Genomic DNA, 24,761 nt, shown 5'->3' with positions numbered 1-24,761 from the left:
ATCCACTGTTCCGTCTGTATGACCGTTAAACACTATATATCGAAGTAAGAATTAGCTTAGTTTACGGAATAATTACAAATGCAGAGCGGTATGATTGAAAAAATATCTTATGGTTAATAAAAACTCTCCTTGCTAATTTTCAAAATATCTCTATAGAATAGAATCCAAAGATGGATTAACCATCAATAGAACTAATGGTTTTACTTAATTCATTAGAAAATATAATGAATTTTATACACAGCAGAGAAATAGGTGTTTTTATGAAAGGTAAACATATTAACGATGGTTCTGTATGCGGGTTTTGTAATAGTAAATTAAAAACTGACCCAGCGAAATGCTTTAGTTGCGGCGCTGAAATGATTAAAGGGTATATTAACAGTCGAACGAGAAAATTAATTTCATATTTAAGAGTTGTCTTTGTATTAATTTCAGCACTTATAATGCTATTCATTTCGCAAGATCCGAATGCTGTTAAGTTTCTTGTGTTTTTAGCTCCGCTTTTGATATTAATATCTTTGGTATTACCTTGGCTTTTTTTTAAAATAAAAAACAGAAATAACCATATATGGAGATTGAAAAACATGTGTTAACAGAGGCGTAGTTGAAGTGGCAAAACAACAGTTCAAACTGACCCATTTCACAGTCAACAACAAAGCACATATTAATCGGTGCTCGTCGTACCAGGACCGATGAATCGGTCCTGGTACGACGAGCCCAAAACCGCTTCATGGGAGCTTTTCAGTGAGCTACTTCCCCTTTACCGGTGCCCAAATGGGTATTTCACCAGACACTGCGGGTTGCTCAGGGATCTTTAGTTAATGAAACTCCCGCTTCGTTGCCCAGATTACTCTTGTGTTAGCAGAAGCGCTAAGTCCGTCTGTCTCCCTTTCAAAAGAACCTCGTGCGCCGAGATGTCCCATCTCGTTATCAACCCTACCCGGTTAAACAAGAGTTTGGTGTGTGCCTTACGTGGCGTGACTACGATGCCTAAGTCGGTGAGGCTAGGTGGCCATGAGCCGTGCATTGAACAAAATGACGCATGCAGGGATGGCAGTTGATCTCTAAATGTGCATGGGCTGTTTTGGTGGGATACTGACAATCCCAATCTGGTGTTAACTCGTCGCAAAGCTGCTATTTTGCACATGTTAATGGCAACTGAGCTTCGAGGAGTTTATATGAAAAAATCGCTTGAGGTCGCCCTTTCGGTGCGCCGTGCGGAAGAAAACGAAGCGAAATTGGTGCGTGAAATAGTGCGTGCGGCCTATTCCAAATGGATTTCGGTCATTGGTCGTGAACCAACTCCGATGATGGCCGATTTTAATAAGGCAGTCCGTGAGCATGACATTGACCTCGCCATTGTCGCAGGGGAAGTGGTCGGCCTGATCGAAACATGGCTCCAGGCCGATCATCTTTGGATCGAAAATGTTGCGGTACATCCCCACCGGCAAGGAATTGGAATCGGCCGTACATTGCTGGCACATGTTGAAAGTAAGGCAGCTCAAGCCAACCTTGGGGAAATTCGCCTGCAGACGAACGAGGCGTTTGAGGCGAACATCGCATTATATGGGGTGCTCGGATATGAAATCGATAGACATGAACCGCTCAAAGGTGGAACGACCGTCTTTATGAGCAAAAAGCTGTAGTGGTTACTAAAACTGCTCCCGGAACAAAGATTTCTTGAGTCATATTAATGTGTACGGTAATCCCCCTATTTTTAACGGCTGGGGGAAGTTGAGGGAAATGGATAACTTTATGTTTATAATGATTAATTCTGAATTCAGATTTGTGGCGTATACCTAAACGTATACCAATGCCAATTTTGATAGTGATTTCTCTGTTGCATACAACGCCAATTCTGTAAGACTTAGCCATCGCAAGCAGGGGCTATTCATTGTTAGTCAATCACTGTTGATGACCTTACAGACTAGTATTCAGCTCAAATTGGGCGCGGTAATTCTCACGGACACTGATTTCTAATATTCGATTTTTTCAGACGGATTTTGTTCTCTTATCATACGGTTTCGTACTGTTGACCCTCGCTCCTCCTAGCAAAGAAAAATATTATGACAAAGAAGAATAAGCATGGACTTACACGCACCATTCCTGCTGATGTGAAAAGGGAAATAAGAAAACGTTGTGGTTTTGGATGTGTCATCTGCGGATTGGCTTTTTATGACTATGAACACTTCGATCCTGATTTTGTTGATGCAGAAGAACATCTGGCTGAAGGTATGACGCTTCTTTGTTCTCAGTGTAATCAAAAAAGGGCGAGGAACAGATTGTCAGCAGAAACCGTCGCGAGAGCAAATAAATTACCTAAGTGCCTAGAAAAAGGTTTTGCACATGAGAGTTTCGATTTTCATACTGACCCAATAAGAATTCAGTTTGCAGGCGTTGAATTTTACGATTGCAAGCATCTCATCACGGTAAATAACATCCCATTGTTATCTGTTTTGCCTCCAGAAAATGAAGGGGAGCCAGTGCGTCTGTCAGGCATATTTACAGATAGCTTAGGTAGAGAGTCTTTAAGGATTGAGGATAATGAATTTTCTGTTAGTGCTGGTAGTTGGGATGTTGAATCTGAAGGTTCAGTGATTGTTTTTAGAAGGAAACTGAGGGACATTTTTCTCAGAATAAAGTTAATTCCACCTACTGGACTCGTTGTTGAAGAAATAGATATGTTATTTAGAGGTGTTAGATTAAAGGGCAATAGTAAAGAGCTAAACATTAGCTTTAATAATGTGGACTGGGCAACGTTTAGTGCAATGAGTTTGAGTCATTGCACTGTTGGAATCAGCCTTAACGGATGCGTCTCAGCAAATGATGATTATGGGTTTTAGGTCAAATCTAACAAAAACGCCCCCCCCAACTTAAGTAACTAACTGATATTAAAATGGTTGTATTGGAGGGGGAATTGCATATCCGTTCCGATAAGACAGATGTACTTTGGTAAAAAAGTATGTAATGCCGTTCGATCAAGTTAACCAAATATACACTCGAAAGTCATAAATTTAGCGTAATAAAAGATTTATGGATAAAACTGGTCACACTGTTCACTTTTGCGATTTTTGTATTTAATTTCATGTAGTTAGGTGGTGGCTGGTTTGTTCTAAACTATCCATAACTGGTCACTTAAAAGTGACCAGTTGCCAGTTCAGACCTAAAAAAACCGGCCTGAGCCGGTTTCTGTTGAGGTTTGTTTAAGTTCCGCACCTCGGCAACCAATCCGCCTCGCAGTCCTCACTTAATATCAGGTTGGTTTGCATCCCCTGATTGGTCTTACGCTTCAAAAGCTCAATCTCATATTCTCTCAGCGTCTGTGGCACGGCCCGACCAAAGGCTGTCAGGTTCATTGTGCGCTGATGCCCTCGCGCTTCCATAAATGACAGGTAGGCGTGATACAGATACTTGCGTGGGTTTGCCGGAACAATGTTGGCATTGCCGATATAAAGACCGTTTGGCGTGCTGACTGCCAGCAGGTAACCGCAGAAATCTACCAACGGATCGGCGCTGCGTTTTATCTCCAATGCTTCATCGGAATTTTGCTGCGCCTGTAACAGCTCGCGGGCATCACTGGGAACGGCAAAGCGTTGCATCAGGTGGCGAACAATGACGGCCAGCTCCTGACCTATTTTCTCTATCAGTTGTGGATCTCGCTCATTGGCGGGTATCACCTCGGGGAAAGTGATGATCACACGTCTGCGGGATACGCCGCCGCTGCGGTCGCTAAACTGCATCGGGTTGTTGTTCGACGCCATAATGACTGCCGGAATATGTGTGGAGTACGCATCTCGGTATTTCGGATCAATGGCTACCGCATCGCCGCCGGTGATGGCCTTGATGCCTGCGCCGTCACCGCTCCACTTTTCCTGATCAGGCAACAGGATAAATGAATATCCTACGATTGATGCCCGCTCACGGGCCGACTCCAGCGTCAGGATACCGGCAGACACGGTGTTATGAATCCCTGCCAGAAAGGTGCCGATAGCGGACATGACACTTTTTCCGCTGCCGCCTGGCCCGGTGATTTCAAGGAACAACTGCCAGTCATAGCGGTTCGCCAGCACCATGAACAGGGCCGCCAAAATACGCGCTTGTTTCTCCTCACTGCCACCCGCTGCCCGCGTCAGCCAACGCCAGAAGTTTGGTGCATGATCAGCAAGGTTTTCGCCTGCTTTAGGTTGGGTGAAATCGACATTGTTCACGTTAAGCAGCCAGTGGGTTGGAAGGTGTGGCCCAAATTGACCTGTGACGGTATCAAATACGCCGTTGCGAAAACCAATCAGTCGTCGCGGCGGTTTGCCCATTTGCGGCACCATTAATTTAAGCGTGTCGATAATGCCGCTGATACCCGGCGCTGAGAAAGGCGCGCGGATTTTCTGAAACAAGGCGGCAATCTCTCGACTAAATACGCTGTGTGGCAATATTTTCCATGCGCCTTTCTCATAGCGGCACAAATCATCACCTATCAGTGAAACGGCGAGTTGGTAGTTATTATGCGCGATCAGTAATTCCGCTTTTTCACTGACGCTCATGGATTTCAAGTCTGCATCACTGAGTGTTTCAAAAGGACTTTTGGCTTCAGGTTTGGCAAATGCCCTGAGCTGTTCCAGGGTTCCTGTGCGACCCTCCTGCATAAACACGTCATTCCAGTCGCCGGTAATAAACGGCAGTGCTATCTTGCCAGCGGTCAGGCTGGCGGCTTCTTCAGCTTTCCTCTGGCCCGTTCCATTCTCGTCATTATCGGCTGCCATCAGCAGCATGGCATCGGGATACTTATCGTGCAGGAGCTGTGCCAGATAGGGAAAGTTATTGGCGCTGAGCGCCACGTATACCGTTTCGCCTGTCAGTTCATGCACGGTCAGGCCGGTAGCGTAACCTTCGGTAAGCCATATAACGGCGTTCTCTTTACCTGCAAAATGATGGCAAGCCCCTTTAACTTGACCGCCAGCTAACATGCGTTTGATACCCTCAGCGTTAATGAGTTGGACATTAAGCACATTGCCGGACAGATCAGTCAGCGGTATCAGTAAATCACCTGAGGCGTAGTTAATGCCGGCGATCCGCAATCCTTCCCCTTGCAAAGTGAGTACGTCTTTATCGGACCATGCTTTTGTCGTGAGATAGGCATTACCTGTCTGTTTACAGGCTGATCTGATTAGTTCTTTGGCTCTCTCAATCGCTTTGCTACGGGCGGCCTCTTTTTCCTGAGTATTCACAGGATGCTCAACCGGCGACAGAACGGTTTGCTCATTGCTCAGAATAGCTGCCACCTTACCGGCGGCGTCTTTTGTATTCACCGCTAATGCTTTTTCTACCAAGGTTAGCCCGTCACCGGCCCCACATTGGTTACAGACCCATGTTCCTCTTCCTGCCAGATTATCAAAACGAAAACGGTCTTTACCGCCACATAGCGGGCAGGGCGAGTGATGGCCATTAATGGCAACGTCGATACCCAGCAGTGGCAGAAGTTGAGGCCAGCGGCCCTTTGCTGCGCTAACGGTGTTTGAAACGGTAAGTTGTGTCATGTGCGCCTCCATCAGTGCAGCGTTGTATTCGGGGTGGATGCAATGTGTTGATGGCACAGCTCGTCCATCATGGATTCACCGAGCATCGTCAGGCGGGGTTTCGCGACCAGAATGTCCGGCTGAACCATATCGCGGAGCATGGCGCAGGCCATATCCATGCCAACCCTCGGGCCGTGCTGACCGACATAGTAATTTTCGACTTCTGCCGCGATAGCCATTTGCAGTTCATCAAGCGTGTAGCCGATTTCAAGACCATGAGAGGCGCAGGCATCGAGATAAGCCTGTGCCAGAGCGCGGCGATAAAGGGCCGTGAGTACTTCAACCGGCAGGCATGATTGTTGGGTGGTGATCATTTGCAGGTGTCCTCCGGCTGTATTCCCATTTTTGATTCGCAGGTATCGACGACTTTGCCGAGTTGGTCAGTCAGAAGGGCGACAACAGAGGCCATCGAGGCTAGTTGATTTGTGTCAGGCTTATGACCCAGAGAGTCCTGTGTGTCCAGCATGTCGAGGAACATGACCCCGACATTGTGGGCATGTTGTAAGCGCAGAAAATCGGCATGGGGGATAGGGTAATGCGTATTAGGAAAATAGTAGGAAGCGAGTCTGTTCATATGGCCTCCGGTACTGGCAAACGACCGGCAAAACACAGCACGTAATCGCGGGACAGTAGTTGGCGGGCAGTGTGTTCGTTATCTGCGACAAAACGTAGCATACAGATACGCGCTTTAGGTTCAGCGCGGCGAACGGCAGCAAACAGGAACGTAAATTTCGGGGGTGTGGTGGTGAGGGTTGTAGCCATAGTGGCAGCCTCCATTGAGTAATGGTTATTGCTACCACCGAAGTTTCCACGCTTATGGGTGGTAGCCCAGACGGGGGTGGAAATACCGGCCTCAATGACTACCGGCCAGCCCGAAGGCTGCCCCGCCTGAGCTACCATTGTTTGATAATCACAGTGATTTAGAAACCACTGTGCAAATAATAGGTGCGCTAAGGCTACGACATAAAAAAACACGCCTGGCGCGTGTTGTGTCGCCATTGAGTTGCTCGGGTTTCCACGCCCGGCTGCCGATTTTGCGACAGCCCAAAAACTATAGACCAGCCGCTTGCCAGAGAAAAGCCTTTTTTGGTGCATGAGCCTTTCCATCTTAGCAATCGGTCAGGACGTGATCAGACTGCTGCGGATTTGATCGGAAGTGCGGATAATCCCCTGAACTAACGCTTTCGGCTGTTACGGATAACACGCCCAGGGTATTGCTGGTAAACGCAGGCAAAGGGTTCTTTCTGCCGCAGGCGGCAGCCATCAGGCCTTCAGCTAGATAGGCCGCCTCTTGTGTATTGAGCTGGATATTATGATGACCGACAGACAGAGAAATCATTGAACCGTCCCCTGAACGCGTGCTGCGATACGGTCATTCATCCAGCTATCAATCTCTGAGGCCAGCCATGCAACGTTCTTACCACCGAGAGAGATCTGAGCGGGAAACTGCTGGCGACTGATCAAATCATAAATGGTTGACCGGGACAGGCCGGTGGTATGGATGACTTCCGGCAGTCGCATAAAGCGGTCACGGGGAAACGCTGGCGGCATGACTGAGTATGATGCTGGGGGAGTATTTTGAGCGATGGAAAGCATGGTGCTACCTCTTTTTTGAGTCCGGCTGAATCTGTCCAGTTCCGGTGGTTTCGTTAAGTAGCGCCCTATTATGTGAATTTCTTTCAGGGTAGCAACAAGGCGATGTTGCCTAACGCTTAAGGTTTTTTGCCTGCTTTTTAATCAAATGGGAGCATTGGATAACATTGAGTACTATTGAGTAATATTGGCAAATCGGGTCATCGGCATAATCGATTGATGTTGTGGCTATTAATCGGAATAAACAGTCAATATCAGGCTGGCCAAAGAAAGGTCGTTTTCTTAGCAATGAACACTTGTGAATAGTTGGTGATGAGTTTTTAAATAAGTGTTCACTGGTTAATTTAATGATTTATATGATTTTTATTTTTAAGTGAATAGTAGTGAACAGTATTTCTATAACTAAAATGTAGCTATTGGTTAGGTGGAGTACGTTTGAGGCTGTTGTACCAGCGACCAGCAAGAGCCATTCAATAGAAATGTTGTGTCAGCCTCCGCACAATAGATTCATCTTAAACATACCGGAGACAACCCCTCATGAATCACTCACTATCCCAGGATGTAAATAACGCCATCAATGCTTTCGATGGGGCCAAAGTTGCCCATGCCGGATGCATGTTAAGACTGAATGACATCAGCGAAGCCATATCGCGCTGTACGAAAGAAAGGGATCAGGCGCAGGAGCAAAGTAAAGAAGCCGAAACAAACTGGCGAACTCGGTTTCGTAACTTGCGTGGAGAGATGACCGAAGAACTCAAAAATGAACACAGCCAGCGGATCAGCCAAATGGAACTGGCTAAAGAATTTGCTGATCTAATTAATGATTTGGAGCTGGAGCAGAAAACGGAAATGTTAGGCTGCGCACGGACAGCCAAAAAGCTGCTTGGCGCGCACAAGCATGCTTTTGTTACTTATGCTGAATATCAGTGGTCACAGGCATTAAAGAATCTTAGTCCAAGTCTGATTCGGGCGATTAAGCTAAAACTACACGCACTGTCGATGGCGACCACCCTAGAGGCGCAATCAGAATATTACATAGAGCCTGAAAAAGTCGTCAGTGGGCTTATCGGCAACAAATTAACCGAAGTAGCAAAACAGTGTCAGTTTGATATGGAAATCGAACCGGTATTGGAGAAAATAGGTCTTTATTATCCAAGCTTGGTCGGTGTCGATATGGCGCTAATGAATAGCCCGATAAAACAGCAACAACTTTGTCAAGAGCTTAATGAAATAAAAAAACAGCGCCAGAAAAAGTAATTATCTTATGATGCGCTGTCCTTTGTGCCGTTCTGCGGCACATATTCGCACCAGCCGGTATATTACAGAGCAAACGAAAGAAGCCTATTACCAATGCACAAACCTCGACTGTTCGTGTGCTTTTAAAACGCTTGAAAGCATAATCAAGGTAATAAAAAGAGATACCTGTATGTACTGAAAGGTTAATGACGTAGGACTATGGCCTGCTTCCCATTCTCTGTTTTGAGTTCATCATTAGCCGCTTCATCTTGAGGCGGCTTTTTACGTTGCTTCAGCAATCTTTTTGTTCTTATGACGCCTTTTCTCTGGCTAGCCGCATTTAATGAGCTGTGCATGCATAGGGTGCATGGTTTTGCATGCAATCTGGAGTGCTAAAAATGGCTCTAATCCCTTGCTACACTGGCTTTCAGAGGCTTTACTTCATGCATCAAAACCAGTGAGCTAAGTCAGGAGCGGGCAGGCGGGTAACATTGCGCGCGCGCCGCGTAGAGCCGCGTAGAAAAGAGTGATAGCTATTCCTCTTGGCTTTTCAATTCTCGTAATTTAGTTTTGACAGGGTTTTTCTCTCCTAATGTAGGGAATTGGAGAACGTTATTGGCGATAATTTCAACAACATGCCTCTTATCATCATGATTCCACTTGTTGAAATTGATATTTTGTATATCTAACCAAGATACTATGAATGGATAGCTTTCAATGTGATCAAAAAGTCTCGTTATCGAACGTGAACCTGAGCGTGTACTTTCATCCTCATCATTATAAATTAGAATATCGTTAAAGTGCTTTAATAATAAAATTTGTCTCTTGACATCTATTCCGCGCATATAAATCAAATCAGAAAGATTTCTCAGTGTTATACTTTTATCATCATCATTTAATGTATCAAACATCATGCGAGGCATCTTAGTATCTAGTAACTCTACATTGAAATCATTATAAAATGGTGTTATGAAATCTTTAATTAAAGACAAGTTATACCCATTATTAAATGCATAGCTCACAATTTTCGAATGAACACCCAAGGATTCTTTTGAAACTTTGTTAAAGTCGTCTTGGGTTTCTATTTCAGACTCAAAGCTATAAATTAATGAGTTAGACAACTGGTCTGGTTCTTCTTTGTTAATTATAAAGTCTATTAGAGATGAATCGATGTTTTTAATCCATTCCGCTTCTATTCTTTCAGATAATAGGTTTTCATTGTCCTTTGTGAATTGCTCTATAAACTTATGGCCTAGATATTTATTTAAAGTGGAAAAGGATTTTTTAATTATATCATCTACATTATTTATCTGAAGGGATTTTTGCTCACACAGAACATCCAAAGCAGGGGTGAGGTATTCATTGAGTATTTCAAGCGTTAGGGCTGAGGTTATTTTTGAAAACTCAGGAATGTATTTTAAATAGCAAGATAAGTTATTGGTAAAGATATTAGTATCAGAAATGTTATTTTTGTACATTTCAATAGAACTAATGGTTTGTGAAGCAATCATTTGAGCTATGAAATGTGCAATGCACTCATTTTTCCAGTCTATAGCCGAGGCGAAAAGTCGAGTGTAATAAGGGGTTAAATTGGTAGTATGCCACGAAGGATAAAGAACTAATAACTCGAAGGAGAGTAAGCTAGAAACAGTCGAAGAGTTTACAAAATTAGAATATACTACATCTAAGCCTTCGGTAGGGGTGTTTTGAATAACATCCAAGACGGCTGGGTTTTGTAGAATAGCATGTTTATCAATATCACTCTCAGTGAGCCGAATGTTAATTCCATTCATAAAGGAGTATCGTAACCCATATATTAAATCATCAGCTTTCAATCTGTAGCTTGAAATTTCCAAATTTGGGAAGTCATTAGATTTGTCTTTGAGGTTTAATATATAGAAGACGGAGGTAGGTAATGGGTATACTTCTTTTAAAATATTTTTTTCTATTAATTTTGATATTAGTTCGCATCTTAATAAAGACAACTGAATTTCACTACTATGCATCCCTAAGTTCAACAAAGAATTATCATCTAAAGATACATAATTTAAGATTTCATCAGAGATTTTACTGGTTATTTTTTCTATATATTGACCATGAATTTCAAATCCATTTTCTTTTAATGTAATAATGGACGGAAGGAAATTCTCATTTTCAATTGTCGAAGTTGGCGTATCATCTAATGTATCTAAAGATTTAATTACTTCAGGAAGGATCTCCTTAACGATTTCATTTTTCTCGTTGGACATTTTGGAAAGAGTTACAAACCAGTCAGTAGGGTCGGTTGTATCAATGATCTTTCGCCATGCAGAAAGAAATCCGAACATGTCAGATATCTTTGAAAGTTCATCTGCATCTGCCTGTATTAAAGCAATTTTCAGAGGTTCGTCAATCAATTCACCTTGCGCTAATGATGCACTAGTTTGATAATTGATACATAGAAGTTCATCAATCCATTGTTGTCGATTATTTCCATAAATCCTCTGTAACTTTCTTATGCTTTTTTTAAATTTATCCTTTGATTGTTCTTCAATGGTATTACTCTCGAAATTTTCAATAAGCAAATGATTAAAAGGAGTCTCGTTCTGTCTTGTTGTAAGTATATAATATGCGCAAACTATGTTTTTAACAGGGAAAGGTGTAGAGGATGATATTATTTGTATGTCATTAATGAGTTTTTTTAAATAACGAGGTGTTACTGGTTGGTAACTCTTCGGTAGCCAGATCTCTATAAGTTCAGATGTGTCATGATGAAGATTCTCTGTATCATGAGGGAAACTTGTTTTCCAATAATTTGAAAATACATTTCGCCAACCAGCAGAAAGAATAGGGGGGATTTGAAAACTAATTGGTATTCTTTTTGAGATGTATTCTTTTCCCTCATATGGATCGCTAGATAATGATTTTGCAACATGCTCTGACGAGTAAGGGATTATAAGTTTTAGCCTTTTTTCTGATGAGTTACTTATAAGTTCAATGTCGCTCCATATTTCTTTAACTTTCTCAGGAGATATTCTATCTAAATTGTCTATTATTAGAAGGAACTTCAAGCCAGGAGGAATGCATTCCTTAAAGCCACTTATGGCTTTATGTAATTCAATGCTTCCTACTTCTTTTGAAATTAACATCTTTTCAGTGATGATATCAACGGTATTTCTTTTTATCAAATTACCAATTTTTAATGACTTATTTCTAGTCGACGCAAATAAGAAGCAAAGTACAATAACTATAGGGGATGCTACGAGCGCTACTAACACCCACCCTAATAAGTGATTTATTTCTTCAGGTAGCTTTGACCATTCGGCATGCATTGGTCTTATTGATTGGCTGCAAATAAATAACGATGCAATGAATATGACAGACCAAGAACTAATAGCACTATCCTGTGTTTTCCTATAGGTGATATTATTCCCGAGAGCTTCATCTTTGTATTCTTGTAGTTTCCCTTTGAGGCTAGAAGGAGTTTTAGGTAAAATCCCGTCAAATATTTTTGTTATTAAGGCTTTTTTCGTTGAGCCTTGCTGATAAATCTCCGCGTCAAAATTAATGAATTGAAATTCATCACTTGCAAGATCTTTCTCAAGTAATTTTATTACAGTTGATTTTCCAGAGCCTAGCGGCCCATCAATGCCAATGATGTTTATATCATCAAGTGCTAATGCCGCTGCAATTTGATTTGCTATATTTTGATGGCTGTTACCATCAATAATATCTTCTAAAGATGGTGCTTCTGTGTGTAAAATTAAAGTCATCATTAAGCTCCATAACTATTTTTTATTTTTTTGCCCCACCAATCCATAAGGCTGCATCTTTGTTTCAAATATGTGCTCCTGTTATAAGCTTTTCTTACTTCACCCTGTACAGAATGTGCAAGAGCAGCTTCAATAACATCGCTGCTAAAGCCTTGTTCATTTAATGCTGTGCTCGCAATTGACCTTAAACCATGTGCGACTAATTTTCCACCATAACCAATGCGCTTTAAAGCTGCATTAGCTGTTTGGCTGTTCATGGGCTTGCGTGGGTCATTGCGACTAGGAAATACGTACTGACGATTACCACTGATTGGGCGCATGATTGCCAGCAGCTCTAAGGCTTGTTCTGACAGAGGAACGATATGCTCGCGTTTCGCCTTCATCCGTTCTGCTGGAATACACCACTGCTTATTCTCTATATCAATCTCTGACCAGGCTGTTGCCGATGCTTCTGCAGGGCGTATTAGCGTCAGTAACTGCCATTCAAGAAGGCAGCGGGTTGGTATAGATAAGTTGCTCATCGAAATGGTGCGCATCAATTTAGGCAGTTCTTCGGGCCGTATGGTGGGCATATGCTGCTTCTTTGGGCGTTCGAAAGCATTGCCAATACCTGAGGCTGGGTTGGCGTCAATTAACCCGACATTAACCGCGTGAATCATTATCTCGTTTATGCGTTGTACTAACCGCCTGACAGTCTCTAATGCTCCGCGTGCTTTAATTGGTTCTAATACTTGAATCAGGGTGCGCGCTTTAAGCTCGTGAACAGGAACGTTTTCGATGCTGGGTAAAATGTCCTTTTCGATAGAACGCCAGATATCCTTAGCATGGTCCGCGCTAACGCGACTTTCTTTCAGCTCGAACCATTTACGCGCTACATTCACGAAAATGCTTTCCTGAGCAATCTGGAGCTTCTCCGCCTCTTCTTCAGCACTTGCCTGCGGATCTATTCTACGGACTAACATCGCTAACTTCTCAGCGCGAATCTCTCTGGCATCGGCAAGGGAGAGGGCAGGGTAAGCACCGAGGCTGATCATGGTGCGTTTGTTACTGTTGGGAAGTTGGTAGCGGAAACGCCAAATTTTCTTGCCGGTGGTTTTGACTAACAAAAAGAGTCCGTCACCATCGTGCAGGGTGAGGTCTTTGTCGAGGGCTTTAGCTTTTTGTACTTCGGTGTGGGTGAGGGGGCGTGTAGTCCGCGCCATGCAAGGATCTTCCCTTAATTGGTATACGTTTATTGGTATACATCTTAGCGTATACCAATTCGTATACCAATAGACTCCGGTTTCAGGCGGATCTCCTCGGACTACTACAGACACAAAAAAGCCCGCAAACCTAGGAGGGATGCGGGCTTTCAGGACTTCTCCGGACTTATCTGGTAATAACCGGATCATAATTTGGTGGAGCTGGGGGGATTTGAACCCCCGTCCGAAATTACTACACCGTCGGCACTACATGCTTAGTCTAGTCATTACATTCGCCGGTTAGCTGCGGACAGACACGCCACTAACAAACTATCCTGATTGGATTTAACGCTTTCACCCCAGGCAAGGTGTCCACGCGATCTCTTTTGGTTTGACCTCTCTAATTCCCCGTCCTAAGAGCGGAGGCTAGGGAGAGAGGGCTCTAAGCAGGTTATTAAGCTGCTAGTGCGTAGTTTTCGTCGTTTGCAACTATTTTTTTGCGGCTTTTAACGAGGCCAACCGCCCCTCGGCATGCTCCTTGGGCTTCGCAAATCCCGTCGAATCCAGAATCAGCCCCAAGTACTGTCGTACACTATATCAGAAAATAGGTACGCTAAGCCAGTAGCTTAGCGGTTTGCGTTCTTCATGATCCGAGCTTTATCTACTTTCCATTCGCGATCTTTAATGTTGTCTCGCTTGTCGTGCTCTTTCTTACCCTTAGCCAGACCAATTTTGACTTTGCTCCAGGCATTCTTCCAATACATGGAAAGCGCAACAATGGTGTAGCCGTCACGATTGACTTTGCCGAACAACGTTTCTAGCTCACGTTTGTTGAGCAGTAATTTACGGGTGCGCGTTGGATCGCAGACAACGTGGCTGGATGCAACACTTAAAGGCTGGATAGTCGCGCCAAAGAGATAGGCTTCTCCATCCCTGAAGGTGACATAGCTGTCAGTGATGTTTGCTTTGCCTGCGCGCATCGATTTGACTTCCCAACCTTGCAAAGCAAGCCCCGCCTCGATCTCCTCTTCGATGAAGAATTCATGGCGAGCGCGTTTGTTCATCGCAATGGTTGCGGAACCGGGTTTATGTGCTTTTTTATTTGTCATAGTGATACTTATTATACTGTAAGCGTTGACGAATGAAATCCCTACCGGTCAACAGCCTGAGGATTTTGGTCTTTGTTACCCACCTGGTCAGGTAGTTTTTTGCCCCATGGTCGATAAATGGTATGATTCGTACGATTTATGACACATGGAAAATGATATGCCACAGATAAGTCGTTCTGCGCTTGTGCCGTTCAGCGTGGAGCAGATGTACAACTTAGTAAACGATGTTGATGCTTATCCGCAATTTTTACCGGGTTGTACCGGTAGCCGCATTTTAGAACAAAGTCCGGATTCTATGATTGCCGCCGTAGATGTTTCCAAGGCAGGCATTAGTAAAACCTTCACTACGCGAAATATGCTGATCAGTAACCAGCGTATTGATATGCAATTAGTGGATGGCCCATTTCGTAAGTTAATGGGAGGTTGGAATTTCATCGCACTCAGTTCTGAGGCCTGCAAGGTTGAGCTTAATCTAGATTTTGAATTTACTAATAAATTGATTGAGCTGGCATTCGGTAAGATTTTCAAAGAACTGGCCGGCAGCATGGTTCAGGCTTTCACTCTGCGCGCCAAAGAGGTTTACATTGCCTGAGATCTGCGTTGAGGTTGTTTACGCGCTGCCTGAACGCCAGTATCTGCGTACGGTTAAGCTGGAAGCAGGAAGCACCGTCGAACAGGCTATTCAGGCTTCAGGTTTACTGGAGATACGAACAGACATTGATCTGACAACGAATAAGGTTGGCGTTTATAGTCGGCCAGTGAAACTGTCAGACATTCCAGATGATGGCGATCGTATTGAAATTTACCGTCCTCTGATTGCTGACCCGAAAGAACTTCGGCGATTGCGTGCTGAACGTTCCAAAAAATAAGGCGCTTAAGGCGCCTTATTTTTTTACCCTGAGTATGAGTGCTGGCTGCTTGTTGCCATCACCACACCCTACGGGAAATTAATTCTTACTGTCTAATTTCAGCTTGTTATCAATGTTCGTTAACGTACCTGCTCCATTAAAGGTCAGGGTTAGTGTCTGCTGTTTTACGTCTTGATGACCTGGCTGTTCACGAAAAACGTAGTACCAAGTGTTATTGCCGAACGGGTCATGCAGCATAGGTGTGCCAAGAATATAAGCAACTTGTTGCTTGGTCATACCGGTATGAATTTTTTGTACATCAGCAGGAGTGAGATAGTTCCCCTGATTGATGTCAGGCCGATAAACCACCTTTTCCAGTGTGGAGCAGCCCGCAGTCAGCATTACAAGAGTTATTGCGGCGGCAGTTAGCGTTTTACAGCGCATAGTCATTACATTCCTTTAGGGCATAAGATGCCGATGATAATAGACCTTTCATCAGTTTGAAACCTTTGCTGGGCACCTGTATGACCGCAGAACTGTAAAAAAGTTGACATTTTCACGCTGCCAGCAGCTCTTTTGCGTTCGCCAGCGTATTTCGCGTCACTTCGCTGCCACCCAGCAGGCGGGCTAGCTCCTGCAATCTGGCCTTTTTATCGAGCCGGTTCATCCGTGTTTCTGTCACTTCGCCATCTGTCTCTTTGCTGACGTAATAATGTTGATGACCGCAGCCAGCCACCTGCGGTAAATGCGTAACGCACATGACCTGAGTGGATTCACCTAACTGACGCAGGAGTTTACCGACAATGGCCGCAGTTGGACCACTGATACCAACATCCACTTCATCAAAAATCAGTGCCGGAGTTTCCATTTTTTGTGCGGTGATCACCTGAATCGCCAAGGCGATTCGCGAAAGCTCACCGCCTGAAGCAACCTTAGCTAGTGCCTGCAACGGCTGGCCTGGGTTGGTGGTGACCTGGAACTCTAAGCGGTCTGCGCCTTCCTGACTTAAATGCTCTGGCATGAACTGCACCTGAATCCTGAATTTACCGTGTGGCATGGAGAGTGCTTGCATGCTTTCAGTGATGAGGCGAGTCAGTTCATCGGCGAAAAACTGCCGCTTGTCATGGAGCTGCTCGGCGATATTTAATGCCTGAAGATAATGCAGATTCACGGTTTCGCTCAGTTCGGCCTGATTCATTTCGTGATCATCCAGCATTTGTTGTTCTTCCAGTAGTTGGCGGTGTAATTCCGGCAACTCTTCAGCAGATACACGGTGTTTTTTGGCCAGGCTCATCTGGCGCGACAGGCGTTGCTCCAGTTCGAACAGACGATTAGGGTCCATCTCAAGCCGTTCGCCGTAGTGGCGAAGCTCGTCGCTTGCTTCACTGATTTGGATGGAGGCATCGTCAAGCATAACGATCAGATCATTCATTTTGCTGTCGAGCTCAACCAGTTCAACCAGATGATTTTTAGCGGTATACAAAAGGCTCATAATGTTTTGATCATCGCCATCGGCTAGCAGGCAAAGCGCACTCTGGCTTAATGAAAGGAGTTGCCCGCTGTTCGCCAGACGTTTGTACTCCTCATCGATCTGTTCGTATTCTCCTGCCTGTGGCGAGAATTCATTCAGTTCTTTGAGATGGTACTGCAACAGTTGGCGGCGCGCTTCGCGCTCGGTTACTTGTTGCTGGTATTGTGCCAGTTGTCGACAGCTGTAGTGCCAGTTCTGATAGGCCTGACGCATTTGTGACAGCAGTACTGGCTGATCAGCGTAGGCATCCAGGAGTTGTTTTTGATGCTCGGGTTTGAGCAGAAGCTGGTGAGCATGCTGGCCGTGGATTTGTATCAGGTGATGGCCGACTTCCCGTAATTGAGAGAGCGGGACAGGCGTGCCGTTGATAAAGCCGCGCGAGCGACCGTCAGCACTGATGGTTCGGCGCAGCAGGCAATCATTACCTTCATCCAATTGGTTATCCGCCAGCCACTGTTTTGCGGAAGGCGTATCGGCCAAAGTGAAGCGGGCACAAATATCGGCGCGTGCTGCGCCAAGGCGTACGGTGCTGCCATCAGCACGGCTGCCAAGGCATAGACCCAGCGCGTCAATCGCAATAGATTTACCTGCACCGGTTTCGCCAGTGATAGCCGTCAAACCGCGGTGAAAATCGATGTCTAACTCACGAACAATGGCAAAGTTACTGATAGTTAATTGCGCCAGCATGATCACCTTCCTGTACATAAAAACAGACCTGTAATTACATACAGTATAAACTGGTTTTATATACAGTAAAGCCTCCGATGCACTATTTTTTAGTATTCTGTGAAGCATCGCTTATCAGAACAGTTTTTTCGACCAGCCGAGCTTAGTGCTTAATGTGTTGAAGTAGCTGTAATCTTTAGGATGTATTAGATTCAGATGATACTCGCTGCGGCGGATCAACACCTCTTCTCCCTGCTGAATCGGCAGCGCTATCTGGCTATCACAGCTGATTTCCAGGTCGTTGCTGATGTGGGAAAACTTCAGGCAAATGGTGCTGCTGCTGTTAATGACCAGCGGGCGGGCTGACAATGTGTGCGGGAACATCGGCACCAGCGCGATTGCATCCAGTGTTGGGGTTAGAATCGGGCCGCCTCCGGATAATGAATATGCCGTAGAACCTGTTGGGGTGGAGATGATCAATCCATCGGAGCGCTGGGAAAAAGCGAATTTTTCATCGATATAAACTTCAAATTCAATCATATGTGCCACTTTTCCGGGGTGGAGAACCACCTCGTTAATGGCTGTGCTTATCCGACACTGGCGATCTTCGCAGCGCACCATGGCTTCCAGAAGAAAGCGTTGTTCGCTGAGATATTCCCCTTTCAGGACATCATCAAGTTGCTGCAGGGCATTGTCCGGATCGAGATCGGTCAGAAAACCAAGGTTTCCACGGTTGATGCCGATGACTTTAATGTCATAGCGCGCCAGAACACGCGCTGCGCCGAGCATATTACCATCACCACCGACGACTACAGCCAGGTCGGCTTTTTTCCCGATATCGGCTAGACTACCGGTTTGCGCACCTTCAAGTTTAAGGTCCTCAGCGACCTGGCGTTCAACGACGACCTCGTAACCTTTCGAGATTAACCAGTGATAAAGCATTTCATGGGTAGCGAGCGCGGAAGGATGGCGTGGATGGCCGACAATGCCTATGCACTCAAATTTTTTATTCATCGCTGTGGTTATCCTCAGGAAGCTTTTTTAACGCCTGCATAATATCCGAACCTTTGAAAGCAAACCTTGAAACGGTGGTTTTGATCCCCATAATAAGCCCAGTATCAAGATTAATGCTAAAAACGCGGAGAAATTCATGAGTAGTAAAGAACATAAAACGCCTAACGAGCAAGTCCCGGATGAGTTAAGTCAGGAACAAGCGCTGCATACGGAAGCGGAAACTGAGGTGGCAGAAGTCGTTGATCCGCGTGACGAGCGTATTGCAGAACTTGAAGCCCAATTGAACGATGCTCAGCAGCGCGAACGCGATAGTCTGTTGCGTGCCAAGGCGGAAGTGGAAAATATTCGCCGCCGCACTGAAATGGACATTGAGAAAGCGCATAAATTCGCCCTGGAAAAGTTCTCCAGCGAATTGTTGCCTGTGATCGACAACCTGGAACGTGCGCTGGATCTGGCTGATAAGTCCAATGCCGAACTGGCTGGTATGATTGAAGGTGTGGAGTTGACACTGAAATCCCTTCTGGATGCGGTAAGCAAGTTTGGTATGGAGGTCGTGAGCGATGTTCACGTCCCATTTAACCCAGAACTGCATCAGGCTATGACGCTGATGGAATCGGAAGATCTTGAGCCGAACCACGTGATGATGGTGATGCAGAAAGGTTACAGACTGAATGGACGTCTGCTTCGTCCCGCCATGGTCGCGGTATCTAAAGCTAAAGCTTGATCCCGTTGTGATCTGATAAAAAGGCATCCTGCGGGATGCCTTTTCTATTTTAAGTGGGTAGCACCGGCGTCCAGTTTATGGGGGTTAAACCTTGTTTATCGAGAAGAGTATTGGTGGCGGAAAAGTGTTTACAACCCAAAAAACCGCGGTGGGCTGACAGTGGTGAAGGATGGGGTGCTTTAAGGACATGATGGCGTTGAGCATCAATAAAATTGCCTTTTTTCTGCGCATGAGATCCCCACAGCAGAAAAATGACCCCATCGCGATGCTCATTGAGTGCGGCGATGACTTTGTCCGTGAATGTCTCCCAACCTAATTTTGCATGGGAATGTGCCTGACCGGCTTCCACCGTTAATACTGTGTTAAGCAGCAATATGCCTTGATCGGCCCAGCTTTGCAGATAGCCGTGCGCAGGGCGCTCGAAGCCGGGAATATCCGTCGCCAGCTCTTTGTAAATATTCACCAGAGAAGGTGGCGCAGGGATGCCGGGACGTACGGAGAAGGAGAGGCCATGAGCCTGATTGGGGCCATGGTAAGGGTCCTGACCCAGGATCACGACTTTGACATCAGAGAGTTCTGTTGAGCGGAAAGCACTAAAGACATCACTCTGTGGCGGATAAATAATTTTGCCGGCAGCGCGTTCACTGGCGACGTACTTCAGGGTGTCAACGAAGTAGGGCTGTTCTTTTTCGGCACCAATAACGTCATGCCAGGTGAGAGTGGTCGACATTAACGCGCTCCTTTTTCCTATCATTTCAATCGCGTTAGCTTACCTGCAAGCGCATAGCAGTGAAACCATGCGGCGCAATGATTGTAGAAACGGCTCGCACAGTGTGTTTTGAGTACAAAAATAATTGATATTTTACAAATTAAATTGAAAGTTTTGACCAGTAAAAATTGATATAAAACATTAATTTGCCGACCAACCAGAATACCCACAGGTTTAAAGTTGATATTTATCAAAGAATGCGGGGTCTTCAACTGTTATACCTGATATCAGGAACAGAAGACTGGCGTTAGTTTTGTACGACAGTCATGTTAAAAATCTCAGTTTCGTAGTCATTAACGGAGGCAATACATGATCACCGGAATCCAAATTACTAAAGCCAACAATGAAGCGCTGAAAAACTCTTTTTGGCTGCTTGATGATGAGAAAGCTGAAGCACGCTGCGTTTGTGCTAAAGCTGGTTTTGATGAAGATCAAATCGTTGCAGTGAGTGATCTGGGTCAGATCGAATACCGCGAAGTTCCGATGGAGTTCCAGCCTACCGTTCGCGTTGAAGGTGGCCAGCACCTAAACGTTAACGTGATGCGTCGTGAAACTCTGGAAGATGCGGTTAAGCATCCGGAAAAATATCCGCAGCTAACCATTCGTGTATCGGGTTATGCGGTGCGTTTTAATTCCCTGACTCCAGAACAGCAACGCGATGTGATCACCCGTACTTTCACCGAAAGCCTGTAAGGGTCTGGGAAGAACTAGATGTACGATGTAAAAAAACCGCCGAAAGGCGGTTTTTTATTAATGAAATCAGCAGATTATTTAGAGGAATCTTTGGTTTCAGTTTCGGTTTTAACTCGGCGTTTGCCCACGTTTTTACTGTCACGGTGACGTACTTTCACTTTCACCTTAGACTTGACCTGAGCTTCTTTTTGCTTTTCTTTACGCTTCGCCAGTACTTTTTTGGATGGTTTACCGGTGGTCTTTTCACTTGGTGCTTTGGTTTTCGCACGCAGTTCATCAATGACGCGGGGTTTTAACGGCTCATTGAGATAACGGCCGATTTTACCCAGCAACAGATGGTCATGTGCTTCAACAAACGAAATTGCGGTGCCTTTACGGCCCATACGACCAGTACGACCAATGCGGTGCAGATAGGTATCGGCAGTCAGCGGCAGGTCGAAGTTAAAGACGTGGCTGATGTCGTTGATATCCAGGCCACGGGCGGCGATATCGGTAGCAACCAGCACGTTAACGCGGTCCTCAACCATACGCTTCACCGCTTCTGTGCGCTTGACCTGTACCATTTCGCCTTCGAGGTAGCAGGAGTTGATCCCGGCTTCACGCAGCCAGGCCACCAGTTCATGCACACGTTCACGCTTACGCACGAAGATCACTGATTTGGTGACGTCTTCCTGCTTGAGCAAATGGATCAGCATCTTGGTCTTGTGCGCAACATCATCGACGCGATAGTACCATTGCAGAATTTTTTTGCGTTCGCGGCGTGAAGGATCGGCTTCGATTTCTACCGGTTCAGTCAGAATGCGCTCGGCGAATTCGCGAATGGCTTCACCTTCCAGCGTTGCAGAGAACAGCAACGTCTGTTTCCTCCAGCGGGCTTCAGCAGAAATGGTTTCGATATCCTGAGCAAAACCCATGTCCAGCATGCGGTCAGCTTCGTCAAGGATCAGCGTTTCGATCGCGCGGCAATCGAAGTTTTCTTCCTTGATGTACTGCAGCAAACGGCCGGTTGTCGCAACGACGATATCCTGATTCTCACTGAATACTTCGGCATGGTTCATATATGCCACACCGCCGGTGATCGTCGCGATATCCAGATCGGTGTGCTTAGCCAGTTCGCGAGCCTGGTCGGCAACTTGCATGGCTAATTCACGCGTTGGCGTGAGGATTAGAATTCGTGGTGGACCCGATTTCTTACGCGGGAAATCCAGCAAATGCTGCAATGCAGGCAACAGGAAAGCGGCTGTTTTGCCGGTGCCGGTAGGAGCCGAACCCAACACATCGCGTCCGTCCATTGCAGGCGGAATTGCCTCTGCCTGAATGACAGTCGGGCGGGTATAACCTTTTTCGCTCAGGGCGTTTAAAAGGCGTTCATCGAGTTCGAGTTCGGAAAAATTGGTTACAGTCATGGTCTACCTCTACTTGGGGCGCCGATTATAGACGTGTTAGACGCGATCTTCACCTATTTAAGCGGTTACCACCGCTTTTCCTTGGCAGATGTTTGCCTTATGCTACGACAGTTTTGAATATCAGACCGTCTCGCTGATGGTTTTAACGGTGAATAATGTGGTGAAAGACGTCAGTGTGAGTCAGCCTTTACGGCGTAATGGTTTTACTTTTAAGCAGTTTTTTGTTGCCCATGATCGATGCGCGATGAAAGTGGGCACTGATGGCGTCTTACTGGGCGCTTGGGCTCCAGTAGAACAGGCATCGCGTATTCTGGACATCGGTTCTGGCAGTGGTCTGATTGCTCTTATGCTGGCGCAGCGTACTTCTGCGGCTGTTGCTATTGATGCTGTTGAATTAGATCTTCCCGCAGCGGATCAGGCGAAAGAAAATTTTCAGAGTTCACCTTGGACGGAACGTCTCAATATCTTTGCTCAGGATATCAATGTCGTCGCACAAACGCATCCGGCCCATTACGATTTAATCGTCAGTAACCCTCCTTATTTTGAATCTGCTGTTGCCTGTCGCGACGAAGCGCGTAATACGGCGCGTTATACCCAAACACTCACCCACTCCGCGTTGTTGCAGTGTGCCGAAAAGCTACTAATGCCTCAGGGAGTATTTTGCGTTGTACTGCCTTATGAGTTAGGTGTGACGCTGGAATGCAACGCCCATCAGCAAGGATGGTTTACGGTCCGCCGACTCGCGGTGCGCGATCGCCCAGGCAAAGCGCTGAACAGGTTGCTGCTGACTCTATCACGTCAGCCTGCTGAATTTGATTTTCAGGAATTGGATTTACGTGAAAGGGAAGGAGTATACAGCCCGGCATTTCGTGCGCTGATTGCAGACTTCTATCTGAATTATTAAAGAGTAGGCTTAAAACAATGCGGTCCCTCGCACTGTTTAGGTATGGACTTATGGTTGAAGGATGGTTGGCTGCGGGTTTTCTAGCTGCTCAGGGTAATCGAGCGTGAAGTGCAATCCACGACTTTCTTTGCGTTCCATAGCACTGCGGACAATTAATTCAGCAACCTGAACCAGATTGCGCAATTCCAGCAGGTTGTTGGAAATACGGAAGTTGGCATAGTACTCATCAATTTCCTGCTGCAGGGTATTGATACGGCGCAGTGCGCGCTCCAGTCGCTTGGTCGTACGTACAATGCCCACGTAGTCCCACATAAACAGGCGGAGTTCATGCCAGTTATGTTGAATCACAACCTGTTCATCGGAATTGTCGACCCGACTTTCATCCCATTGAGGAACGTGCTTTGCCAGCTTAGCGTGCGGCAGGCGTTTGATGATGTCTTCGGCCGCTGACCAGCCATACACCAGACACTCCAACAGGGAGTTTGATGCCAGACGGTTAGCGCCATGCAAGCCGGTATAGCTCACTTCACCAATAGCATATAGACCATCCAGATCGGTGCGGCCATGCTGGTCAACCATCACGCCGCCACAGGTATAGTGGGCAGCAGGGACGATAGGTATCGCCTCTTTTGTGAGATCAACCCCCAGCGACATCAGCTTTTCATAGATCATCGGGAAATGCTGCATGATGAATTCGGGCGGGCGATGACTGATATCAAGATACATGCAGTCTGCGCCAAGCCGCTTCATTTCATGGTCAATAGCGCGCGCCACAACGTCACGCGGAGCTAACTCGCCGCGCTGATCGAAATCTGGCATAAAACGACTGCCATCTGGGCGTTTGAGGAAGGCACCTTCGCCGCGCAGCGCTTCAGTAAGCAGGAAATTTCTTGCCTGCGGATGGTATAAACAAGTGGGATGGAATTGATTGAATTCCAGATTAGCGACACGGCAGCCAGCGCGCCAAGCCATCGCAATGCCGTCCCCTGAAGAAATATCGGGGTTCGTGGTGTACTGATACACTTTTGCCGCGCCGCCAGTGGCGAGGATCACCGCTTTTGCTCGCAGCGTTTCTACATGTTCTTTCTCGCGGTTCCAAACATAGGCACCTACCACGCGTTGCGTTCCTGCCAAACCGATTTTGCTGGATGTGATCAGGTCAACGGCGTTATAGCGCTCCTTCACGTAAATATTCGGGTGTTGTCTTGCTTTGCCTACTAGCGTGGTCTCAACTGCTTTACCCGTTGCATCAGCAGCATGCAGTATGCGCCGATGGCTGTGGCCGCCTTCACGAGTCAGGTGATAACGTTCCTCCGAGCTGGCGTTTGTTTCGGTGTCAAACAGAACGCCCTGGTCAATCAACCACTGCACACAGTGGCGCGCATTTCCTGCGATGAATTCAACAGCTTCTTTATCGCATAATCCGGCACCAGCGATAAGTGTGTCGTCTACGTGAGATGCTATGCTGTCTTGCTCATCAAACACAGCGGCGATGCCTCCCTGAGCGTAGAAGGTTGAGCCTTCGTTTAAAGGTCCTTTGCTGAGTACAGTAACAGTACAATGGTCTGCAAGTCGTAAAGCCAAAGACAATCCGGCAGCACCACTCCCAATAATCAATACATCGCTGACAAATTCAGATGAAGGTTGCATAACGTATGATGTTTGCAGAAGAAGAGGGAAATTCATGTTAGCCTAAACATCCTGGCAAAAGCCACGGACTTAAGACTTCAATATAAAAAACAATGGCGATGTGGAACTTAATGTTTCA

Annotated in this window: 24 protein-coding genes and 1 other RNA gene; 9 read left to right on the top strand and 16 right to left on the bottom strand. The window is 45.9% G+C overall.

What is annotated here, in order from left to right; all coding sequences use genetic code 11:
• Positions 1 to 1,175 precede the first annotated feature (1,175 nt).
• The gene (locus IEV89_RS15515) at positions 1,176 to 1,643 is read left to right on the top strand and encodes a GNAT family N-acetyltransferase (protein WP_188474424.1); all 468 of its coding nucleotides are present in this window, start codon (positions 1,176 to 1,178) and stop codon (positions 1,641 to 1,643) included.
• Between the two features lie 420 nt (positions 1,644 to 2,063).
• Complete coding sequence (locus IEV89_RS15510; protein WP_188474423.1) at positions 2,064 to 2,840, top strand: hypothetical protein; 777 nt, start codon at positions 2,064 to 2,066, stop codon at positions 2,838 to 2,840.
• A 360-nt stretch (positions 2,841 to 3,200) separates the two neighbouring features.
• On the opposite strand, the gene IEV89_RS15505 is transcribed toward IEV89_RS15510, so the two are convergent.
• The 6 genes from IEV89_RS15505 to IEV89_RS15480 are packed head-to-tail and all read right to left on the bottom strand — an operon-like array spanning position 3,201 to position 7,163.
• Positions 3,201 to 5,528, bottom strand: a complete 2,328-nt coding sequence (locus IEV89_RS15505; RefSeq protein ID WP_188474422.1) for a primase-helicase zinc-binding domain-containing protein — start codon at positions 5,526 to 5,528, stop codon at positions 3,201 to 3,203.
• An 11-nt stretch (positions 5,529 to 5,539) separates the two neighbouring features.
• Complete coding sequence (locus IEV89_RS15500) at positions 5,540 to 5,881, bottom strand: DUF5375 family protein (protein WP_188474421.1); 342 nt, start codon at positions 5,879 to 5,881, stop codon at positions 5,540 to 5,542.
• Positions 5,878 to 6,141 (bottom strand): hypothetical protein, encoded by a 264-nt coding sequence (locus IEV89_RS15495; protein WP_188474420.1) that lies wholly within the window; start codon positions 6,139 to 6,141, stop codon positions 5,878 to 5,880. The genes IEV89_RS15500 and IEV89_RS15495 overlap by 4 nt, the downstream gene beginning before the upstream one ends.
• On the bottom strand, positions 6,138 to 6,662 hold the full coding sequence (locus tag IEV89_RS15490) for a host cell division inhibitor Icd-like protein (RefSeq protein WP_188474419.1): 525 nt from the start codon (positions 6,660 to 6,662) through the stop codon (positions 6,138 to 6,140). Before IEV89_RS15490 ends, IEV89_RS15495 begins: the two co-directional genes overlap by 4 nt.
• Before the next feature lie 13 nt (positions 6,663 to 6,675).
• Positions 6,676 to 6,906: a hypothetical protein gene (locus tag IEV89_RS15485; RefSeq protein WP_188474418.1), complete on the bottom strand. Its 231-nt coding sequence runs from the start codon at positions 6,904 to 6,906 to the stop codon at positions 6,676 to 6,678.
• The gene (locus IEV89_RS15480; RefSeq protein ID WP_188474417.1) at positions 6,903 to 7,163 is read right to left on the bottom strand and encodes a helix-turn-helix transcriptional regulator; all 261 of its coding nucleotides are present in this window, start codon (positions 7,161 to 7,163) and stop codon (positions 6,903 to 6,905) included. Before IEV89_RS15480 ends, IEV89_RS15485 begins: the two co-directional genes overlap by 4 nt.
• A 534-nt stretch (positions 7,164 to 7,697) precedes the next feature.
• Here IEV89_RS15480 and sid point away from each other — a divergent pair.
• Together sid and IEV89_RS15470 are read left to right on the top strand one after the other, a co-directional pair.
• Positions 7,698 to 8,417, top strand: coding sequence for a capsid size-determining scaffold Sid (gene sid, locus IEV89_RS15475; protein ID WP_188474416.1), 720 nt, complete (start codon positions 7,698 to 7,700; stop codon positions 8,415 to 8,417).
• Positions 8,418 to 8,424: 7 nt separating this feature from the next.
• Positions 8,425 to 8,595: an ogr/Delta-like zinc finger family protein gene (locus IEV89_RS15470; RefSeq protein ID WP_188474415.1), complete on the top strand. Its 171-nt coding sequence runs from the start codon at positions 8,425 to 8,427 to the stop codon at positions 8,593 to 8,595.
• A 334-nt stretch (positions 8,596 to 8,929) separates the two neighbouring features.
• Here IEV89_RS15470 and IEV89_RS15465 read toward each other — a convergent pair whose 3' ends face one another.
• From IEV89_RS15465 to smpB, 4 genes are all read right to left on the bottom strand, one after another.
• A complete protein-coding gene (locus IEV89_RS15465) occupies positions 8,930 to 12,151 on the bottom strand; it encodes a P-loop NTPase fold protein (protein WP_188474414.1) in 3,222 nt (1,073 codons plus the stop codon).
• Positions 12,151 to 13,350: an integrase domain-containing protein gene (locus IEV89_RS15460; protein ID WP_188474413.1), complete on the bottom strand. Its 1,200-nt coding sequence runs from the start codon at positions 13,348 to 13,350 to the stop codon at positions 12,151 to 12,153. Before IEV89_RS15460 ends, IEV89_RS15465 begins: the two co-directional genes overlap by 1 nt.
• A gap of 193 nt (positions 13,351 to 13,543) precedes the next feature.
• Positions 13,544 to 13,906, bottom strand: a transfer-messenger RNA (tmRNA) gene (gene ssrA, locus IEV89_RS15455).
• Positions 13,907 to 13,955: 49 nt separating this feature from the next.
• On the bottom strand, positions 13,956 to 14,438 hold the full coding sequence (smpB, locus tag IEV89_RS15450) for an SsrA-binding protein SmpB (protein WP_188474412.1): 483 nt from the start codon (positions 14,436 to 14,438) through the stop codon (positions 13,956 to 13,958).
• A 157-nt stretch (positions 14,439 to 14,595) separates the two neighbouring features.
• On the opposite strand from smpB, the gene IEV89_RS15445 reads away from it, so the two are divergent.
• Complete coding sequence (locus IEV89_RS15445) at positions 14,596 to 15,030, top strand: type II toxin-antitoxin system RatA family toxin (protein ID WP_188474411.1); 435 nt, start codon at positions 14,596 to 14,598, stop codon at positions 15,028 to 15,030.
• A complete protein-coding gene (locus IEV89_RS15440; RefSeq protein WP_188474410.1) occupies positions 15,023 to 15,307 on the top strand; it encodes an RnfH family protein in 285 nt (94 codons plus the stop codon). The genes IEV89_RS15445 and IEV89_RS15440 overlap by 8 nt, the downstream gene beginning before the upstream one ends.
• 78 nt (positions 15,308 to 15,385) lie before the next feature.
• Here the strand turns inward: IEV89_RS15440 and bamE are convergent, their stop codons facing one another.
• From bamE to nadK, 3 genes are all read right to left on the bottom strand, one after another.
• Positions 15,386 to 15,730, bottom strand: coding sequence for an outer membrane protein assembly factor BamE (gene bamE / locus IEV89_RS15435; RefSeq protein WP_188474485.1), 345 nt, complete (start codon positions 15,728 to 15,730; stop codon positions 15,386 to 15,388).
• A 112-nt stretch (positions 15,731 to 15,842) separates the two neighbouring features.
• On the bottom strand, positions 15,843 to 17,504 hold the full coding sequence (gene recN / locus IEV89_RS15430; protein ID WP_188474409.1) for a DNA repair protein RecN: 1,662 nt from the start codon (positions 17,502 to 17,504) through the stop codon (positions 15,843 to 15,845).
• 114 nt (positions 17,505 to 17,618) lie between these two features.
• The gene (nadK, locus tag IEV89_RS15425; RefSeq protein ID WP_188474408.1) at positions 17,619 to 18,497 is read right to left on the bottom strand and encodes an NAD(+) kinase; all 879 of its coding nucleotides are present in this window, start codon (positions 18,495 to 18,497) and stop codon (positions 17,619 to 17,621) included.
• A 136-nt stretch (positions 18,498 to 18,633) separates the two neighbouring features.
• Here nadK and grpE point away from each other — a divergent pair, with 136 nt between their 5' ends.
• Positions 18,634 to 19,221: a nucleotide exchange factor GrpE gene (gene grpE, locus IEV89_RS15420; RefSeq protein ID WP_188474407.1), complete on the top strand. Its 588-nt coding sequence runs from the start codon at positions 18,634 to 18,636 to the stop codon at positions 19,219 to 19,221.
• Between the two features lie 49 nt (positions 19,222 to 19,270).
• On the opposite strand, the gene ung is transcribed toward grpE, so the two are convergent.
• On the bottom strand, positions 19,271 to 19,951 hold the full coding sequence (ung, locus tag IEV89_RS15415) for a uracil-DNA glycosylase (RefSeq protein WP_188474406.1): 681 nt from the start codon (positions 19,949 to 19,951) through the stop codon (positions 19,271 to 19,273).
• Positions 19,952 to 20,299: 348 nt separating this feature from the next.
• Between ung and grcA the strand changes: the two genes are divergently transcribed.
• Positions 20,300 to 20,683 (top strand): autonomous glycyl radical cofactor GrcA, encoded by a 384-nt coding sequence (grcA, locus tag IEV89_RS15410; protein ID WP_188474405.1) that lies wholly within the window; start codon positions 20,300 to 20,302, stop codon positions 20,681 to 20,683.
• A gap of 74 nt (positions 20,684 to 20,757) precedes the next feature.
• On the opposite strand, the gene srmB is transcribed toward grcA, so the two are convergent.
• A complete protein-coding gene (gene srmB, locus IEV89_RS15405) occupies positions 20,758 to 22,089 on the bottom strand; it encodes an ATP-dependent RNA helicase SrmB (RefSeq protein WP_188474404.1) in 1,332 nt (443 codons plus the stop codon).
• Positions 22,090 to 22,225: 136 nt separating this feature from the next.
• Between srmB and trmN the strand changes: the two genes are divergently transcribed.
• Entirely contained in the window at positions 22,226 to 22,993 is a 768-nt protein-coding gene (gene trmN / locus IEV89_RS15400; protein ID WP_188474484.1) for a tRNA(1)(Val) (adenine(37)-N(6))-methyltransferase TrmN, read from the top strand.
• A gap of 48 nt (positions 22,994 to 23,041) precedes the next feature.
• Here the strand turns inward: trmN and nadB are convergent, their stop codons facing one another.
• Complete coding sequence (gene nadB, locus IEV89_RS15395; protein ID WP_188474403.1) at positions 23,042 to 24,643, bottom strand: L-aspartate oxidase; 1,602 nt, start codon at positions 24,641 to 24,643, stop codon at positions 23,042 to 23,044.
• Between the last annotated feature and the right edge of the window lie 118 nt (positions 24,644 to 24,761).

Origin of the sequence: Hafnia psychrotolerans, from assembly GCF_014639435.1 — a bacterium.
GTDB classification, from domain to species: domain Bacteria; phylum Pseudomonadota; class Gammaproteobacteria; order Enterobacterales; family Enterobacteriaceae; genus Ewingella; species Ewingella psychrotolerans.
The sequence above is the reverse complement of the archived record's forward strand: the minus strand, read 5'-3'. Positions and strand labels throughout refer to the sequence as shown.

Excerpts from the sequence above, each read along its gene's own strand:
- IEV89_RS15510 (WP_188474423.1), top strand. The coding sequence starts at position 2,064 with ATGACAAAGAAGAATAAGCATGGACTTACACGCACCATTCCTGCTGAT.
- IEV89_RS15485 (WP_188474418.1), bottom strand. The coding sequence starts at position 6,906 with ATGATTTCTCTGTCTGTCGGTCATCATAATATCCAGCTCAATACACAA.
- recN (WP_188474409.1), bottom strand. The coding sequence starts at position 17,504 with ATGCTGGCGCAATTAACTATCAGTAACTTTGCCATTGTTCGTGAGTTA.
- sid (WP_188474416.1), top strand. The coding sequence starts at position 7,698 with ATGAATCACTCACTATCCCAGGATGTAAATAACGCCATCAATGCTTTC.
- srmB (WP_188474404.1), bottom strand. The coding sequence starts at position 22,089 with ATGACTGTAACCAATTTTTCCGAACTCGAACTCGATGAACGCCTTTTA.
- IEV89_RS15505 (WP_188474422.1), bottom strand. The coding sequence starts at position 5,528 with ATGACACAACTTACCGTTTCAAACACCGTTAGCGCAGCAAAGGGCCGC.
- IEV89_RS15445 (WP_188474411.1), top strand. The coding sequence starts at position 14,596 with ATGCCACAGATAAGTCGTTCTGCGCTTGTGCCGTTCAGCGTGGAGCAG.
- nadB (WP_188474403.1), bottom strand. The coding sequence starts at position 24,643 with ATGCAACCTTCATCTGAATTTGTCAGCGATGTATTGATTATTGGGAGT.
- ung (WP_188474406.1), bottom strand. The coding sequence starts at position 19,951 with ATGTCGACCACTCTCACCTGGCATGACGTTATTGGTGCCGAAAAAGAA.
- smpB (WP_188474412.1), bottom strand. The coding sequence starts at position 14,438 with ATGACAAATAAAAAAGCACATAAACCCGGTTCCGCAACCATTGCGATG.
- grpE (WP_188474407.1), top strand. The coding sequence starts at position 18,634 with ATGAGTAGTAAAGAACATAAAACGCCTAACGAGCAAGTCCCGGATGAG.
- IEV89_RS15515 (WP_188474424.1), top strand. The coding sequence starts at position 1,176 with ATGAAAAAATCGCTTGAGGTCGCCCTTTCGGTGCGCCGTGCGGAAGAA.
- bamE (WP_188474485.1), bottom strand. The coding sequence starts at position 15,730 with ATGCGCTGTAAAACGCTAACTGCCGCCGCAATAACTCTTGTAATGCTG.
- IEV89_RS15490 (WP_188474419.1), bottom strand. The coding sequence starts at position 6,662 with ATGCACCAAAAAAGGCTTTTCTCTGGCAAGCGGCTGGTCTATAGTTTT.
- IEV89_RS15465 (WP_188474414.1), bottom strand. The coding sequence starts at position 12,151 with ATGATGACTTTAATTTTACACACAGAAGCACCATCTTTAGAAGATATT.
- grcA (WP_188474405.1), top strand. The coding sequence starts at position 20,300 with ATGATCACCGGAATCCAAATTACTAAAGCCAACAATGAAGCGCTGAAA.
- nadK (WP_188474408.1), bottom strand. The coding sequence starts at position 18,497 with ATGAATAAAAAATTTGAGTGCATAGGCATTGTCGGCCATCCACGCCAT.
- IEV89_RS15500 (WP_188474421.1), bottom strand. The coding sequence starts at position 5,881 with ATGATCACCACCCAACAATCATGCCTGCCGGTTGAAGTACTCACGGCC.
- trmN (WP_188474484.1), top strand. The coding sequence starts at position 22,226 with ATGGTTTTAACGGTGAATAATGTGGTGAAAGACGTCAGTGTGAGTCAG.
- IEV89_RS15495 (WP_188474420.1), bottom strand. The coding sequence starts at position 6,141 with ATGAACAGACTCGCTTCCTACTATTTTCCTAATACGCATTACCCTATC.
- IEV89_RS15470 (WP_188474415.1), top strand. The coding sequence starts at position 8,425 with ATGATGCGCTGTCCTTTGTGCCGTTCTGCGGCACATATTCGCACCAGC.
- IEV89_RS15460 (WP_188474413.1), bottom strand. The coding sequence starts at position 13,350 with ATGGCGCGGACTACACGCCCCCTCACCCACACCGAAGTACAAAAAGCT.
- IEV89_RS15480 (WP_188474417.1), bottom strand. The coding sequence starts at position 7,163 with ATGCTTTCCATCGCTCAAAATACTCCCCCAGCATCATACTCAGTCATG.